The 15,108-nt window shown below is 66.5% G+C and carries 14 protein-coding genes and 1 pseudogene; 5 read left to right on the forward strand and 10 right to left on the reverse strand.

Going from position 1 to position 15,108, the window contains the following annotated elements:
* Genes AC6CH3_RS19285 through AC6CH3_RS19305 form a run of 5 tightly spaced genes read right to left on the reverse strand, consistent with a single transcriptional unit; the run spans nt 1 to nt 6,063 of the window.
* Nucleotides 1-1,374, reverse strand: a complete 1,374-nt coding sequence (locus tag AC6CH3_RS19285) for a DUF3100 domain-containing protein (RefSeq protein ID WP_498133952.1) — start codon at nt 1,372-1,374, stop codon at nt 1-3.
* Complete coding sequence (locus AC6CH3_RS19290) at nt 1,371-2,597, reverse strand: amidohydrolase (protein WP_498133953.1); 1,227 nt, start codon at nt 2,595-2,597, stop codon at nt 1,371-1,373. The genes AC6CH3_RS19285 and AC6CH3_RS19290 overlap by 4 nt, the downstream gene beginning before the upstream one ends.
* 16 nt (nt 2,598-2,613) lie before the next feature.
* Entirely contained in the window at nt 2,614-4,161 is a 1,548-nt protein-coding gene (locus tag AC6CH3_RS19295) for an aldehyde dehydrogenase family protein (RefSeq protein WP_498133954.1), read from the reverse strand.
* Between the two features lie 27 nt (nt 4,162-4,188).
* Nucleotides 4,189-5,118, reverse strand: coding sequence for an NAD(P)-dependent oxidoreductase (locus tag AC6CH3_RS19300; RefSeq protein WP_498133955.1), 930 nt, complete (start codon nt 5,116-5,118; stop codon nt 4,189-4,191).
* 48 nt (nt 5,119-5,166) lie between these two features.
* On the reverse strand, nt 5,167-6,063 hold the full coding sequence (locus AC6CH3_RS19305) for a MurR/RpiR family transcriptional regulator (protein ID WP_498133956.1): 897 nt from the start codon (nt 6,061-6,063) through the stop codon (nt 5,167-5,169).
* Between the two features lie 179 nt (nt 6,064-6,242).
* Here AC6CH3_RS19305 and AC6CH3_RS19310 point away from each other — a divergent pair, with 179 nt between their 5' ends.
* Nucleotides 6,243-6,881, forward strand: coding sequence for a GOLPH3/VPS74 family protein (locus AC6CH3_RS19310; protein WP_498133957.1), 639 nt, complete (start codon nt 6,243-6,245; stop codon nt 6,879-6,881).
* A 166-nt stretch (nt 6,882-7,047) separates the two neighbouring features.
* Nucleotides 7,048-7,968, forward strand: coding sequence for a DUF817 domain-containing protein (locus AC6CH3_RS19315; RefSeq protein ID WP_498133958.1), 921 nt, complete (start codon nt 7,048-7,050; stop codon nt 7,966-7,968).
* Here the strand turns inward: AC6CH3_RS19315 and AC6CH3_RS19320 are convergent.
* Entirely contained in the window at nt 7,952-9,154 is a 1,203-nt protein-coding gene (locus AC6CH3_RS19320) for a winged helix DNA-binding domain-containing protein (protein WP_498133959.1), read from the reverse strand. The two genes, AC6CH3_RS19315 and AC6CH3_RS19320, sit on opposite strands and share 17 nt — an antisense overlap.
* 155 nt (nt 9,155-9,309) lie before the next feature.
* On the opposite strand from AC6CH3_RS19320, the gene AC6CH3_RS19325 reads away from it, so the two are divergent.
* On the forward strand, nt 9,310-9,825 hold the full coding sequence (locus AC6CH3_RS19325) for an OsmC family protein (protein ID WP_498133960.1): 516 nt from the start codon (nt 9,310-9,312) through the stop codon (nt 9,823-9,825).
* Here AC6CH3_RS19325 and AC6CH3_RS19330 read toward each other — a convergent pair.
* Nucleotides 9,822-10,292, reverse strand: coding sequence for an NUDIX hydrolase (locus AC6CH3_RS19330; protein WP_498133961.1), 471 nt, complete (start codon nt 10,290-10,292; stop codon nt 9,822-9,824). The two genes, AC6CH3_RS19325 and AC6CH3_RS19330, sit on opposite strands and share 4 nt — an antisense overlap.
* Nucleotides 10,293-10,387: 95 nt before the next feature.
* Nucleotides 10,388-10,814, reverse strand: a pseudogene (locus AC6CH3_RS19335) (TspO/MBR family protein).
* Between AC6CH3_RS19335 and AC6CH3_RS19340 the strand changes: the two are divergent.
* Nucleotides 10,699-10,941, forward strand: a complete 243-nt coding sequence (locus AC6CH3_RS19340; RefSeq protein WP_498134006.1) for a hypothetical protein — start codon at nt 10,699-10,701, stop codon at nt 10,939-10,941. The pseudogene AC6CH3_RS19335 and the gene AC6CH3_RS19340 sit on opposite strands and share 116 nt — an antisense overlap.
* Nucleotides 10,942-11,040: 99 nt before the next feature.
* Here the strand turns inward: AC6CH3_RS19340 and AC6CH3_RS19345 are convergent, their stop codons facing one another.
* A complete protein-coding gene (locus AC6CH3_RS19345) occupies nt 11,041-12,681 on the reverse strand; it encodes a 5-oxoprolinase subunit B/C family protein (protein WP_498134004.1) in 1,641 nt (546 codons plus the stop codon).
* Between the two features lie 14 nt (nt 12,682-12,695).
* Nucleotides 12,696-13,454, reverse strand: coding sequence for a FadR/GntR family transcriptional regulator (locus AC6CH3_RS19350; protein ID WP_498133962.1), 759 nt, complete (start codon nt 13,452-13,454; stop codon nt 12,696-12,698).
* A 213-nt stretch (nt 13,455-13,667) separates the two neighbouring features.
* Here AC6CH3_RS19350 and AC6CH3_RS19355 point away from each other — a divergent pair, with 213 nt between their 5' ends.
* A complete protein-coding gene (locus AC6CH3_RS19355) occupies nt 13,668-15,035 on the forward strand; it encodes an MFS transporter (protein ID WP_498133963.1) in 1,368 nt (455 codons plus the stop codon).
* Nucleotides 15,036-15,108 lie beyond the last annotated feature (73 nt).

Raw genomic sequence — 15,108 nt, forward strand, 5'->3', positions numbered from 1 at the left:
CTACTGCCCGAGCCCCAGCGCGAGCTGCGCAATTATGGTGGACAGCAGGAAGGATGCCGTGATGGCCACCAGACCAACCGGGATGATCTTCCAGCCGATGTTCTTCAGCAATGGGATGTCCTTGCCCAGGGACAGTCCGGCGAGCGTCAGCATGACGGTGGCGATGGACAGGAAGTCGACCGTTTTGATCACCGCGGTGAGCGCTTCGGCGGCGAAGAACCACGGGCTGGAGATGTAGGCACCGATGGTGGTGATGTAGACGATCGCCGAAATCTTCCTGGTGACTTTCGACAGGGCAATGCTTACCAGGACCAGTGCGAGCATGATCCCGTACCCGGCGACAATCGACAGACTGAACCCCTTGGCCGCCACCGAGGCAGTGCCGATGCCAAGGACTGTAAGCGCCGACAGGGAGAGCCACAGCGGGAGATGTATGGCTGCTGAGGATTCGGCGACCCGTTCGCGGAACCGCCGGTTTTCTTCGGCCTGGGCCTCGTACCGCTCCATGTCGGCCCGGCCGCCCTCAGCGGCGGCACCGGCCGTGACAGCAGCAGCTTCCCGCGTCTGCCGGCGGGTGAGGGCCCTGTAGAAACGGTCCGCCAGCGGCAGCGCGATGTAGATGCCGACGTAGACGCCAAGGATGGTGGTGATCAGGTTGGAAACCGCTGCCATGCCCAGGATGGCTTCCTGGTCGCCGGGGTAGGCCGCGATAATGCTGGCTGATGATGCCGCCATCATGGAGCCGGATCCCACGCCTGCCCCCATGGCCAGGGCCAGCGGGTCGAAGATCTTCCAGTTGGCCACGAGGGAGGTGAGCAGCGTGATGAACACGGCGCCGAACAGGGTCCCGAAGACGTACATGGCCAGCACGCCACGGTACTGGTCCGAATCGGGGCCGTATTTTTCGGACACCATGGCGAAGGACGGCTCCCGGTCAAGGGAGAACGTGGCCCCCACGGTCGCCTTTCCCATGCGGAGCAGAACAGCCAGCGGGAGGGCCAGTGCGATGGTGCCCAGCAGGTGGCCCACTTCCTGCAACAGCAGCGCCGGCCCCGCCTTGATCAGGGTGGGGAGGCTGGGGCCGATGTTGAAGGCCAGCCTGGCCACCAGGAGCAGAACGGCCACTCCCACCAGGGCGGCTGCGACCCTTTGCAGATCCAGGCCCAGAGGCCTGAACTTCTGGATGGAGACCAAAAGCCCCAGGATCAGACCCCACACCATGGGGAAGATGACGATGGAGCCGATGCCGACATCAATCTTGGCCTGGCCGATGAACTGGACCGCGAGGGCAATGACGAAGGCCAGCGCAGCGATGGGAAGCGTCAGCCGCGTCCCGGCCTTGTCGGTCCGCGCGGGTGTGGTGCTGGTGCTCATGACGTGCCTTCCTGGGTGAAAGTCTGACGGCGGTATGCCGCTTTGGTGAAGCGTGCCCTTTCGGAGGGAATGGCGGCCGCGGCGGCGATGGTCCAGGCCAGCGCGGTGGCCGCCTCGAACATCACGCCGTACGCCTCCGGGGAATCGGCAAGGGCGGCGAACCCGTGCGAGTGGATTGCCACGTCCGCACCGGGAATGCTGAGCCACGGATGCAGGCTCGGGATGACCTGGGAGATGTTGCCCATGTCGGTGGAACCGCCGGTGATGCCGGACGACGGCGACGTGTCCTTGCCGAACACCTCCATGGCCTCGGTCCAGTGCGCCGCCAGCGCGGTGTCCTGGAGCAGCGGTTCGTAAACCGGCTCTGATGACTCGATGGCCAGTGTGGTTCCGGTGGCCAGGGCGGCTCCTTCGAAACAGCGGCGGACACGCTCGAGCAAGGCCTCATATTCCCCCATGGTGAAGGCCCGGCATTCAAACTCGACCACAGCCCGCTCCGGAATGATGTTCGTGACGTGTCCGGCCTCGGCAACGTAGAGGGCGACGCGGTGGTCCCCGGGTATCTGCTGGCGCAGCAGCCCGACGGCGACCTGGCTCAGCACCGCCGCGTCCGCGGCGTTCACGCCGAGGTGCGGCGCCGCGGCCGCGTGCGATGCCTTACCGGTGAACTCCGCCCTGTACCGGCCCACGGCCTGGGCGCTGGTGCCCGCCGGGTTGTAGGTCACTCCGTCCTGCACGGGGTGGACCATGAGGGCGAGTCCGACGCCGTCGAACGCCCCGCGCTCGAGAAGCAGGACCTTGCCGCCGCCGTGCTCCTCGGCGGGCGTTCCGATGGCCTTCAGCGTGATGCCCAGCTCGTCCACGTAGGGCCGCAGGGCAAGTGCGGCGGCCACCGAGGCGCCCGCGATGAGGTTGTGCCCGCAGGCGTGTCCAATATCGGGAAGCGCATCGTATTCCACGCACAGGGCTACCGTCAGCTCGCCGGTGCCGGCGCTCGCGGTAAAGGCCGTGGGAAGGCCGCCGGTGCCGCGTTCGACGTCGAAGCCGCCCTCGGCCAGCAGCGCTGCTGCCGCTTCGGCCGAGCGGACCTCCTCGAAGGACAGCTCCTTGTTGGTGTGGATTTCGTGCGCCATGGCCTGGATCCGCGGTTTCCAGTTCTCGACGCCGTTGGAAAGGGCAGCGCGAAGAGTCGCCATGCCTGCTGTTGTGTCTGTCAGTTCCATGGGTATCTGCTGCCTCCTAGTAGGACAGGGACGGGAAGGGAGCGCCTGCAGCGCGGGTGGGCACCCAGATGGCTTTCGTTTGCGTGTACTCGTCCAGGACTCCGGGCCCGGAGGAACGGCCGTGGCCCGAGTCGCCGAAACCGCCGAACGGAACCGCCACGTGGATGGTCTTGTAGGAGTTGATCCAGAACGTGCCGGCCTTCACTTGGCGGGCAACGTGGTGTGCGCGGGAAACATCGGACGTCCACACCGCCCCGGCCAGGCCGAAGTTGGTGTTGTTCGCCCGGGCAATCGCCTCTGCCTCCGTGTCGAACGCGTCAGCTCCGACGACGGGTCCGAAGACCTCTGTGGTTTCGAGCCGGTTGTCCGGTGTTACCCCGTCGAGCAGGGTGGGCATGACCCAGTGCCCGCCGGCCAGCGGCGAACCGGCGAGCGCATCGGGGAGCGTTGCCCCCGTGAGCCGGCGTCCGCCGTCGTGCAGTCCTGCCTCGATGAGGGAGGTGACGGTGGCGAACTGCTGCGCCGTGATGATCGGGCCCACCTCGGTGTCCGCGCTCAGCGGGTCACCGACGCGCAGCCGCGCGGCCCGGTCCGCGACGAGCTCAACGAACTTTTCGTGCACGCTGCGCTCAACCAGGAGGCGCGATCCGGCCACGCAGGACTGCCCCGCGCCGGAGAAGATTGCCGCGATCGCACCGTCGGCGGCACGTTCCAGGTCGGCGTCCGCGAAAACAATGTTGGCGCTCTTGCCGCCGAGTTCCAGCAGGGCGGGAATCCCGGCCTGCGCCGCGGCGACTGCCACCCGGCGCCCGGTGGGGACGGAGCCGATGAAGCTGACTTTGCCCACCCGCCGGTCGGTGGTGAGGGCGGCGCCCACCGTTTGGCCCAGTCCGGCCGCGACGTTGAAAACGCCCGCCGGCAACCCGGCTTCGTGGGCCAGTTGGGCGAGGCGGACCGTGGAGGCCGGCGTGAATTCACTGGGCTTGATGATCACGGCATTCCCGGCGGCCAGCGGGGCGGCGGAATTCCAGCCGGCGGTGAACAGCGGCGCGTTCCACGGCGTGATGGCGACGACGACACCCCAGGGGACACGTTCGGTGTAGGTGTGCCACGGCCCGGGAACCGGAATGGTCTGCCCGGTCAGTTTGTCGGCCCAGCCGGCGTAGTAGCCAAACATTTCGGCCACTTTCAAGGCTTCAACCCGGGCGTCACGGATGGGCTTGCCCGTGGTGGCTGACTCGAGGATGGCAAGCTCCTCCGCATGCGCTTCCACAAAGCGGCTGACGTTGCGCAGGATTGCCGCGCGTTCGAACCCGTTCAGCCCGCCCCAGGTCTCTGCGCCGGCGGCCGAGCTTTCCAGGATGGCGTGGGCGCCCTCCGCTCCGGGGTCGGCGTAGGCGGCAAAGGCTTCACCGGTTGCCGCGGCCGTAAGGGTGATGCTTTCGCCGCCGCCGGGAACAGTCCGGCCGTCGAGGAAAGCTCCCAGGCCGCCCGGGAATGCCGCGTCCAGGACCGCCCGGGCGGTGGCTGCCGAGGACGAGGTGGGTGCTGTTGTGATGCTCAATGTGCTGGTCCTTTTGTCGCTTGGTGCCTAGGCGGCGGTCGGGGTGTTGGGTGCGCCGGCGGGGGTGATGGCCGGTGCCACGGTCCGCGCGATCTCGGTGAAATCCGCACGCGGTCCGAGGGCGGCCAGGGCTTCCTGCCATTGGCCGGCCACCGCTGCCAGCAGCGCCGGGCTTTCGCCGATCTGCGCTGCCACGTCAACGGCGAGGGCAGCATCGCGGGCCATCAGGCCCAGCGAGAACCCCGAATCGTGGGTGCCGGACAGCACCCAGTTGGGGTACATGTTCGCGGAGACTTTGCTGCCGCCGGAAGCGTCGCTGATGCTCGCTGCCGCCTTGGCCGGATCGATGCCATAGGCCTTGGCGACGCCCAGGGCCTCGCCCACCGACACCAGGTTGGCAGCGGCCAGGACGTTGTTGAGGAGCTTGACCACGTTGCCGCTGCCGGGGCCGCCGATGTGGTTGTACTTGCCGCCGGTGAGTGCCAGCAGGACGGGCTCGGCGGCGGCAAGAGCCGCGTCGGTTGCGCCGACGAAGGCGCTCAGCGTTCCCGTTGCCGCCCCGTCGCGGCCGCCGGAGACCGGAGCATCCACGAAGGCTGCCCCTTGTTCCTCGGCCAGGGAGGCCATGCGTTTGCTGGTGGCCGGTTCGGAGGTGGTGGTGTCGATGATCGCGACGGTTCCCGGCGATGCCAGGAGCCGCGGCACGGTGTCTTCGACGACGTTCGCTGCCGGGAGGGAGAGGACCGCGTAGGGGGTGCCGGCGAGATCCGTGAGATTGGCCGTGCTGGCGATTCCCGCTGCGGATGCCGCGGCCCGCGCTGCTTCGGACGGGTCAAAACCGGTGACGTTCCAGCCGGCACGGTGAAGCGTGGCGGCCATCGCTCCGCCCATGGAGCCGAGGCCAATGACGGCTATGCGGCGGTCGGTGTGGGTGTCGGTGTCGGTGTCGGTGTTCATGAATTACTCCTGGGGGAAGGGCGTTGGTCTGGGTGAGGCGGGGGCACATCAGTCGAGGTAGATGTCGAGGTCTTTCCACAGCTGCTGCGTGCGGCGGATGGCGGTGCGGCTGCGTTCGGGGTGGGCGGCTTCCATGCCTGCGAGCAGGCCGTAGACCAGCGAGTTTGCGGCGGTGACGGACTGGAAGAAGGAGATCCCCTCCGAGGCCACCACCAGGAGGTGGTCGGCCGCGGCTGCCAGGCGACCGCGGCGCATGTCGCTGATGGCAATGACCTTCGCGCCCGCCTGCTTCGCCGCTTCGGCGGTGACGATGATCTGCCGGACGGAGCGCCACATGTTAATGACCACCAGGACGTCCCCGTCCCCGAGGGAGTTGGCACTGGATGCGAGGTGGACGCCGCCACGGTTCTCGAGGGTGATGGGGTATCCCATCGTGGATCCAAGGTGCGCCATCACGCTGGCGGGGCCGGCGAAGGAACCGAGTCCGACCACGGTGATGGACCTGGCGGCGGCCATGGCGGCGATGGCGGCCTCGGCGTCGTCGGCCGTATTGGAATCCAGCGTCAGCCGCAGATTCTCGATGTCGTGATTGAGCGCGTCATGCAGGGGGCTGCGGTGTTCCCCGTGTTCGGTCAGCGTGTCCTCGGTGGAGATCATGACCAGATAGCGGGAGCGCAGTTCCCGCTGGAGATCGGGCCAGCCACGGTAGCCCAGATGCTGCGCTGCACGCACGACAGTCGAATTGTTGACGTCCGCCCGCTGTGCAATTTCGGCGATGTCTGCGTATGAGGAGAGCTGGGGATTGCGGGCTATGACATCGACGACCCGGCTTTGGGCCTTGGACAGCGGAACGTCCGGAAGCGCGTCGCCGAGCCACGCATGCGAGGCGTTGGCGCCGTTCGTGGCTGATGTGCCGGCTTCAGGATCGACAGCGTTGGGATTCAAATCCAGACCTTTCCGTTACGCAGATCACTCTGCAAGGCTGATTGCATCAAATGTACTATGCAATTCTGTTTGCAGATAGTGTTCCAGCTTCGGGCTCGTGAATTTCACGCCCCAATGTGGAGGTTTCGTGGCTCTGAGTCCCCGTTGTGGTGGTTGCCTAACTGCGCCACCATGATGGTATGAACGCTGAATCACCGAGCGCCGCGGAGCTGAACATTCCCCAGGCTTTCCTACTTCTGGCAACGAACGACAAGGACGGCGAGCCGGACGTCCAGCAGCCCGTGCTCAGAGCCGCTTTGGCAGGGGCCATACTGGCCGAACTGGATCTGCTGGGGGCCATCGAGTTGGAGGGAAAGCACGTGCGGGCCACCGGTGCCGCTCCGGACTCCGAATTCCAGCACCAGTGGGAGCTCATCCGTGACAAATCACGGCCCCACTCTCCGAGGCGGTGGGTCTCCATGCTGGAGAGCCGCGCCGAACTGCACCGCGTCTACGAGGGTATGGCGTCGCTTGGCATCGTGGAGCACGTCGGCGAAAGGCACCTCGGGCTGTTTCGGACCACGCGGTACCCGGAGAAGGACCACGCGCCGGAAGCCGGTGTCCTGGAAAAGATTCAGGCAGCACTTCGCGGTGCGCCGACCGATGCCAGGACCAGGGCGCTGATCGCCCTGCTTCGGGCAACGGGGCTGATCGACAGGTTCTTTCCTGCCGCCGATCAAGACCGCATCAGGGACCTAACCCATGACCATTGGCCTTCCCGCGCGGTGGCGGACGAACTTCGCATGATCAAACTGGCGGAGGCGGAAGCCGCAACCTAGATGGCCGATTCCGGCTGAACGCCCACGACGACGGCGGGACTCCCGCCGTCGTCTGTTGCGTTAAGGTGGTTTCTTCGTCACCACGCCGGTTCGGCCGCCCGAGGCGGCCTCCTGGGTGGTTCGGATAAATACACAGTGCCACTCGTGGCGGGGGAACGGGGTAACCATGCGCAGCTTCACGTCTGTCGAGCGTCGAATCGATGAGCGTGCACATCGGATTCTGGACCGTGCAGCTGCCGACGGCGTCCGTTCCAGGCTTCTCGAGTTTGCCGTCTTCGGTTTGAAGCAGGCATGGGCGTGCATCTTCGGCGCCGCGCTCCTCGCGGTGATCCTGGCGGCCCGACTCTGGTATCCGGACGGCGCCGCGCTGGCCAGGAACGATTTCCTGACGCTCGCAGCCGTCGCCATCCAGATCCTGATGGTCGCCACGCGGCTGGAAACTGCCCGTGAGCTCCGGGTGATTGTTCTTTTCCACCTGGTGGGCACGGTGATGGAACTGTTCAAGACCGACGTCGGATCCTGGTCCTACGAGGCCGAGGGCTTCCTGCGCATTGGGTCGGTTCCGCTTTTCAGCGGTTTCATGTATGCCGCCGTCGGATCCTATATGGTCCGGGTCTTCCGGCTCTTCGACCTGCGCTTCGCCAGATATCCATGGCGGTGGGTCACGGCGATCCTGGCCGCAGCCATCTATGCGAACTTCTTCACGCACCACTACATCCTTGATGGCCGCTGGGTTCTGCTGGCCGCCGTCGTGGTCATCTTCGGCCGCTGCCTGATGCACTTCCGCGTGTTCCACCGGCAGTTCCGGATGCCGCTGGTCCTGGCGTTCCTGCTCGTGGCCCTGTTTATTTGGATCGCCGAGAACATCGCAACCTGGTCCGGTGCCTGGCTCTACCCCAACCAGCTGGACGGCTGGCACATGGTCTCACCCGACAAGCTCGTCTCCTGGTTCCTGCTGATGATCATTTCGGTGGTTCTCGTGGCATGGGTCTACAAACCGTCCCCGCCGGACCAGGACGAATCGCTGGGAGGGGAGGTGGCCGGGAGAGCCTTTCAGCCGGCCGCTGAAGTCAACCGGCGCCGGTGACGAACTCGACGTCCACGGACGACGCGCCCCGCAACGGCCCGAGTTGCTCGGCCTCACTCTGCAGCGACGTCTTGTCCCGGTCTGACAGCGAGCCGAACGGCGTGATGGTGACGGTCAGCTTCCGGCCGCTCTTGCGTGGACGCCAGGTGCCGGTGATTTTGCCGTCCACGAGGACCGTGCCGGGTTCGCCGACCATCATCCACACGTCCCGGTGGTGCTTCCTGTCGACGATCGTTTCGCGGTCGCGCATCTGGGTGTAAGGGTCATGGGGCGGGAGCAGGCGCACACCCTTCGGCATCTGCGCCGACTGCAGTGCGTCCCGATCCTCGGTGAGGATCCAAGCGGTGCCACCGAACTCGACCCTTGTCAGCTCGTCCTCGACCAAGCTCCACCAGGGGCCGGTGTCACCGGCATGGATCCCCGCCCAGGCGGCGAAGTCTCCGCGTGTCGACGGCCCGTAGCAGCGCAGGTAGCGGCGAAGCAGTTCGGCGCGCGCGAGGTCCGGGTCGATGTCCGGGATCGGATGGCCAAGCCACTCGTCGACGAGGACGAGTGGTGCTTTGTTCCCGGCGCGCGGCGCGAAGCAGACCACCCGCTGCAGGGTGAGGATGCGGACGCAGAAATGTACGACGCCCTCACCGAGCGGTTGCCCCGGGGCGTACGGACCTTCTTCCTCCCAGATGTCGCGTTGCCGCTTCGGCAGCCTGCGGGCAATCCGTGTGCTGATCTCGGCGCCGAGCTCGTTGATGTCGAGCCTGCGCCCGGACAGCACGTCACCGATCTCCGCGCCGGTGAGCCCGACCGCCTCGATCAGGGCCAGGCCAAGTTTCTCCAGCGCCTGCTCTACGCCGGGAACGAGATGGCGCATGGCCTCCTCGGTGGGCGGCAGCACGCCGGTGGTGAATACCGGTGCGTCAGAGACCGGAAAGTAGAACGGCGAGGCGCGCATGCACCAGATCTGCAGCAGGCTCTTGTCCTCGGCGACTGCGCTGGCCACCTGTTCCGGCGTGAGGCTTCGCACCCTCGCGTGCAGGGCAAGCAACGCCGACCCGGGCGGGCTGTTCTGAATCCCGCACCGGCCGGCGGCCTCGAGCACCCCGCCGTCGCCCAATCGTTCGGCGAGATTATGGGCGCCCAGACGAAACGCGATGACGTCGCCCGTCGAAACCCTGCCAGCCACTGGCACATAATATCGCCGCCGGCCGATCCAGTGAGGTTCTTCCAGCACCGGGGCCCCGCGGCCGCCCTCCAGAGGATGGCTGCAGGGCATTTCTCCTCGTGGCCGGGAGGTGTATTCTTGCCCGGTCCGAACCGGATCGTGTTGCGGAAGTGAGCACAAGCATGTCGCAGTCGGAAATAGCCCAAGCGATCAGTAGGTCCAGGCAGTACCTGAGTGACAGCCCCGAAAAGGCGCGCTCGCGCGACTCGAAGGCCACGGCCGTGCTGGAGGAGGGGCTGCGGGTGCGCGTGGACGGTCCCCGCGGCTGGTCCATGGTGACGGACATGGCACCCGGCGTCGGCGGGAAAGGTTCCGCGCCCACCCCCGGCTGGATGCTGCGCTCCGCAAGCGCCGCCTGCCTCGTCTCGCTCATTGCGATGCGGGCGGCGGAGAAGGGCGTGGACCTGTCCCTGCTGGAAGTCGAGGTCGACAGTGAATCTGATAACCGTGGCATGCTGGGACTCGGCGATGAAGTTCCCGCGGGGCCTCTTGGTCTGCGCACAGTGGTCCGTGTGGCGGCCGCGGACGCCGACGAGACCGCACTTCGGGACATCGTCCAGTGGGCGGACGGGCATTCTCCCGTTGACGACGCGGTCCGCCGAGCAGTCCCGGTGGAGCTGGTCGTCGTGACTGGCTAAGCGGGCTCCAGGAGCTCAAGGAGCGTGTCGAGGATCGGTACCTGCCCCTTCACCAGCTTCGTGCGCGCTTCGGATGCTGTGAACCACCTGGCGGCATCGATCTCGGGATAGTCGCGAACTACCCCGGACCCTTTGGGCCACTCCAGCGAAAACGTGTTGCTCACAATCTGCTCGGGCTCGAAATCCGCCTCGGCCGCGAAGACCGTGATGATCTTGCCTGAGGGCTGCCGGAAAGCGCCAAGCTCGGTGTAGTCGCCGGGAGGTGCAGGGGTGCCCATCTCCTCGAAAAATTCCCGCATGGCGGCTACGAGCGGATTCTCGTCTTCGAGGTACTCGCCCTTCGGGATGGACCAGGCATGGTCGTCCTTGCGGGCCCAGAACGGCCCGCCCATATGGGCTATCCAGACGTCCGGCTCCGATTCCGCCTTTTGCCGGTACAGCAGGATGCCTGCGCTTCGAACCGTCATCTGCCCTCCACGTCCCAAGGCTACCGCGGGGCAGGCGGTAGCGCAGGCTCCGGCGGGGGCACAAGCACCGCAAACCAGCCACGCCGCCGCACGACTCAGTTGTGCAGGGCTGCGTAAAGGTTCAGGCTTCCCGAGAACACGAGCCATGAAACATACGGCAGCATCAGCAGCCCGGCCGCCTTGCTGATGGGTCCAAAGCGGAGGACGGTGAGAATCACTGCCACGGTGAGGGCTCCAAGAATCATCAATGCCAGCCACAGGGCGGCGGTCCCCAGCATCGGGTACATGCCGAAAAACACAGGCGGCCACGCGAGGTTCAGTGCCAACTGGATCGCGTAGAGCCTGAGCGCGCCACCGCGGGGGACCCGCCGCTGCCCAGACAAGCCAGGCAGCCACCGCCATCGCGGTGTACAGCGTCAACCAGGTCATGGCGAACATCCATCCGGGCGGGGTCCACGGGGCCTTCTCCGCAGCGGCGTACCAGCCGTTGGCGTTCATCCTGATCGGCAGGGACCCCAGCATCGACACCGTCCACGACACCGCCAGAAAGCAGAGCAGCGCGGTGGTGTTCCGCACCCAGGGTTGCCTGCCCGGGTGTGGGGAGCCGGAGGCTCCATTTTTGACGTTTGACCGCACGGTTTCACTGTGAACAATCACGGGCACCCGCGTCAAACGGCGGACGACGGCGGGAGGTCCCCACGGCGGGAGGTCCCGCCGCCGTCTTCGGCGCTGACCCGTGTTGCTGGCATCAGGACCTTCCGGGGGTTTTGTATTCGGGGGAGATGCGGAAGCGGATGCGTCCGCCGATGGGAACCTGGGCGGCCAGGTCAAGCTGGTGGTCCACCACGACGCCGATGACCGGGTAACCGCCGGTGATGGGATGGTCCGCGAGGAAAAGCACGGGCAGGCCTTCCGGCGGCATCTGGATTGCGCCGGCCACTGTTCCCTCGCTGGGGAGTTCGCCGGTGCGACTGCGCTGCAGGGGCGTCCCTTGCAGCCTCATGCCCACCCGGTTGGATTCCGGTGTGACCGTCCAGTCCTGCCCGCACAGTGAATCCAGGGCAGCCTGGTCGAACCAGTCCGCGCGGGGGCCCGGGACGATGTCCAGTACGGTGACCCCGCGCGGGTAGTCGGGCTGGACCTCCGGATTGCCCACGACGCCGGATTCCGTTTCGATGCCGACGGGCAGCAGCTGTCCGGCGGCCAGGGGCGGGGGCCCGATTCCGGACATGGTGTCCGTGGAACGGCTGCCGAGCACGGGCTCGGACGCCACGCCGCCACGAACGGCGAGGTAGCTCCGGAAGCCTGCTTCCGGAACCCCGATGGTGAGGATTTCGCCGTCGAGGAGGGCGAAGGGTGTGGCCACCGGAATGGTGCGCCGCTGTTCGGCTTCTCCGGAATCGGCGTCCGACGGCGTGAGGACCGAGAGGTCCGACGGTGCGCCGGCAACGGCCAGGACCTGGTCACCGACGGCCTGCACTCTGAGCCCGCCGGACACGGTTTCGATGGCAGCTGCCGACGGGCTGTTTCCCACGAGGCGGTTGGCCCTGCGGAGCGAGGCCCGGTCGAGTGCCCCGGCCGCGGAGACACCCAAAGCGGAATGGCCCTGCCGGCCCAGGTCCTCGATCAGGCTCTGGATTCCCGGCGAAAGGACACGGAGCCCGGAACTGGCCTGCGTGGCTGGCTGCTCCCCGCCCGGTGCAGCGGAGGGCTCCGGCGCCATCTGGACGACGTCGCGGACCGCGCGGAACCGCACCCGGTGGCCCGGGCTTGCCAGAGCGGGTTCGGGACGGTGGAGGTCCCACATGCGGGCTCCGGTGCGGCCGATCAGCTGCCAGCCTCCGGGGGACCTGCGCGGATAGACGGCGGAGTAGTTTCCGGCCAGCGCGACCGACCCCGCGGGGACAGCGGTGCGCGGGGAACTCCGGCGGGGAACCTCGAGCGACTGGTTCTCTCCCACCATGTAGCCGAAGCCGGGGGCGAAGCCGGCGAACGCCACGGTCCAGGTCTGGCCGCAGTGCGCGGCGATTACGCCCTCAACGCCGAGGCCGGTCAGTTTCCCGACTTCGGCGAGATCGTCGCCGTCGTACACCGTATCGATGACCACCAGCCCGCCGTCCTGCGGCGCCTGGGTCGTGAGGTCCAGCTCCAGGAGGATCCTGCCAATGCGCCGGGCGGCTGCCGGCGACTCTGCCCTGACCATGACGGTTTCGGCCGCAGCCAGGACGTCCTGCTGCCCCGGAAGCGGCGCCTCAAGGAGCGCAGCCTGCAGTGCGAGCACGTCCTGCAGCCCGGAGAGTTCCGCGAGTACTGTGCGCGTTCCCACCGGACGCACCGAGCGGACTCTGCCCGGACGGTCCGCCTGGGCCGGAGTTTCACGCTCGGACATTGCCATGGTTCGGGCTACTCGCCGGCCTCAAGGCGGTCGGCGTCGTAGCCGGCCAGCAGGCGTCTGGCCGCCGTGTTCATGTGGGAGCGCATGGCCGCTGTGACGGCGGCGTCATCCCGGGACTTCAGTGCCTGGAAAATTTCCGTGTGTTCAGCCAGTGCCGCGGCAGCGTGCCCTTCGTCCGTCAGGGCACGGTCCACCCAGATCCGCAGCAGCGAGCGGATGCTTTGCAGCAGTTCCTCCAGGACCTGGTTGCCTGAGCCGGACGCGATTTCGCGGTGGAAGGCGGCATCCGCCTCTACGAAGGCCTTCAGGTCATCGAGGTTCTGCGCCATGGTGTCCAGGTTGGCCTGCATGCGGTCCAATGCTTCATCGGTGATCAGCTGGGCCGCCAACTGGACTGCCTGCACCTCAAGCCCGCCGCGGAGTTCCACCAGTTCCCGGGTCCGGGGAGCACCGAGCATCATTCCCCAGCTGAGCGTGCGGGGGAGCAGTTCCGAGACGCCGTCGCGCAGGTATGTTCCGGAGCCGGGCCGGACAACCACAATCCCGAGGATCTCGAGGGCGGCCAGGGCCTCGCGGACAGCGGAACGGCCCACGCCCAAGGATGCAGCCAGTGTGCGCTCGGCTGGCAGGCGGGTTCCGGGGGCGATTTCGCCGCTGGTGAAGTAAGCCAGCAGGCGTTCCGCCACCTCGGACACCACAGAGCCCTGCTCCATGGAGCCGAGGGCGGCACTGATTTTGGCCGTCGACGCGGCGGAGTTTGCTGACACAGTCAAAGCGTAGCAACCGGAGCGGCGGCGCATGGGCGCGCAGCCCGGGTAAAAATGAATACGTCAACCGGTTGACCAATTTTCGAATTGGACCTATGGTGTTAATCACGCGCCTAGCCCGGAACCCGGCCAGCTACCCGCACTAGGCACCGAGACACATCCCAAAGCATCCAGAGCAGGAAGCGCCCGGGAGACCAACATCTAGGAGTCAATGTGGACACCACCCAATCAGTGGTCGAAAGATCTGCAATCAGGAAAGTGGCAATCCGGCTGGTGCCGTTTGTCGCTCTCATGTTCTTCATCAACTATCTGGACCGCACGGCCATCTCGTTTGCCGGCCCCAACGGTATGAACACCGATCTGGCGCTGTCCGCGGCACAGTTCGGATTCGCGTCCGGCGTCTTCTTCATCGGCTACATCCTGCTGGAAGTCCCCAGCAACCTCGCCCTGCATAAGTTCGGCGCACGGCGTTGGCTGGCCCGCATCATGGTCAGCTGGGGCATCGTCTCCCTGCTGTTCACGTGGGTGGGCAACGTGGAGCAGCTCTACATCCTCCGTTTCATCCTCGGTGTGGCCGAAGCAGGCTTCTTCCCCGGCGCGATCCTGTTCCTCAGCCTCTGGGTTCCGTCCAGGCACCGCAGCAAGATCCTGGCTCTCTTCTACCTTGCCCAGCCGCTGACCACGGTCATCGGTGCTCCGCTCGCCGGCCTCCTCATCCAGCAGGAAGGCGTCTTCTTCGGCCTTGAAGGCTGGCGGTTCATGTTCTTCGGAGTGGCTGTTCCCGCCATCGTGGTTGGCATCATCGCCTGGTTCTACCTCGCCGATTCTCCCGCCAAGGCCAAGTGGCTGACCGCTGAGGAAAAGACCTGGCTGACCGGCGCCCTGGAAACGGAAAAGAAGGAAACCGCTGCCAGCAACAAGCACGTCAGCGTCCGTACAGTCTTTGGCAATGGCCGGGTCTGGATGCTCTCCGCCATCTACTTCGGCTTCATCTACGGCCTGTACGCCCTTGGCTTCTTCCTGCCCACGATCATCGCGGGCTTCGAAGGTCTCTACGGCACCAAGTTCGATGTGTTCCAGAAGGGCCTGATCACCGCGATCCCGTACCTGCCTGCAGCATTCGCCCTGTACTTCTGGTCCAAGGACGCCACCAAGCGCGGCGTCAAGACCTGGCACATCGCCTTGCCGGCCCTCATCGGCGGCCTGAGCATCCCGCTGGCACTGTTCGCCGGTTCGCCGGCGGCCACCATCGCCGTCATCACCATCACGGCCATGTCCATCTTCGCCGCGCTGCCCAACTTCTGGACGGTGCCCACCCAGTTCCTCACCGGCGCGGCGGCAGCGGCCGGCATCGCCCTGATCAACACCGTGGGCAACCTGGCCGGCTTCAGCGCCGGGTACATCACCGGCTGGCTCAAGGACTTGACCGGCGCTTACACAGTGCCCATGTTCGTCGTCGGCGGATTCATGCTCCTCTCCTGCATCCTCATGCTGGCGCTCAGCCGCTCCGGCAAGGTCAGCGAGGGTGTGCCCGCCGAAGCCCTTGACCCGGCGGGTGCCGGGCACCACTCGGAGCCCTGACAAACCCGGGGGCGTCCTTCTCCCGGAAGGACGCCCCCGCAAACCGCCACCCCAGAACCGACGTCCCCTTAGT

The sequence above is a fragment of the Arthrobacter sp. GQ119 genome (genome assembly GCF_059759125.1).

Coding starts and splice junctions, on each gene's coding strand:
- AC6CH3_RS19300 (WP_498133955.1), bottom strand. CDS start 5,118: ATGAACACCGACACCGACACCGACACCCACACCGACCGCCGCATAGCC.
- AC6CH3_RS19290 (WP_498133953.1), bottom strand. CDS start 2,597: ATGGAACTGACAGACACAACAGCAGGCATGGCGACTCTTCGCGCTGCC.
- AC6CH3_RS19310 (WP_498133957.1), top strand. CDS start 6,243: ATGAACGCTGAATCACCGAGCGCCGCGGAGCTGAACATTCCCCAGGCT.
- AC6CH3_RS19345 (WP_498134004.1), bottom strand. CDS start 12,681: ATGTCCGAGCGTGAAACTCCGGCCCAGGCGGACCGTCCGGGCAGAGTC.
- AC6CH3_RS19285 (WP_498133952.1), bottom strand. CDS start 1,374: ATGAGCACCAGCACCACACCCGCGCGGACCGACAAGGCCGGGACGCGG.
- AC6CH3_RS19325 (WP_498133960.1), top strand. CDS start 9,310: ATGTCGCAGTCGGAAATAGCCCAAGCGATCAGTAGGTCCAGGCAGTAC.
- AC6CH3_RS19330 (WP_498133961.1), bottom strand. CDS start 10,292: ATGACGGTTCGAAGCGCAGGCATCCTGCTGTACCGGCAAAAGGCGGAA.
- AC6CH3_RS19315 (WP_498133958.1), top strand. CDS start 7,048: ATGCGCAGCTTCACGTCTGTCGAGCGTCGAATCGATGAGCGTGCACAT.